This is a genomic window from Acinetobacter sp. ANC_7654 (assembly GCF_056779855.1).
The window spans coordinates 1-476 of the sequence record NZ_JBWYIR010000029.1; the positions used below are offsets into that span (position 1 = coordinate 1).

General features: G+C 40.3%; 1 protein-coding gene. It reads right to left on the reverse strand.

Going from position 1 to position 476, the window contains the following annotated elements; genetic code table 11:
- A partial coding sequence (locus AC1M86_RS14785; RefSeq protein WP_481608255.1) for a dioxygenase occupies window positions 1-476 on the reverse strand: 476 nt, incomplete at both ends.

The following is a 476-nucleotide window of genomic DNA, read 5'->3' on the forward strand; positions in this document are numbered from 1 at the left end:
AAGTCAGATTGAGACTTATCAAAGAACGAGTAGTTACCTAAGCTGTTTGCATGCCAAACTTCAACTTTAGCGCCTTCAATGATGTTACCTTCAGTATCTTTAACGATACCTTCAATAATTAAAGTTGGGATTTTGCCTTCTTCAGAACCATCATCCATACGTGCAAAACCAACTGATTCTGGTGCACCAGCGACATACAATGGACCTTCAATTGTACGTGGAGTACCACCTGTAATACCTGCTTGAGCATCTTTCTCATCTGCACGTAAATCAAGGAAATGCTCAAGACCTAAACCAGCAGCCAAAAGACCTAATTCGTTTGCTTGACCAGCATCAGTAAAGTACTCAAGACCCTTCCAAACTTCAGATTGGCTTAAATCTAAATCTTCAATCGCTTGGAATAAGTCAGATACTAAACGTACAACGATTTGCTGAACACGTTCATCAACAGGACCTGTTGCAGTATCAACGTTCAT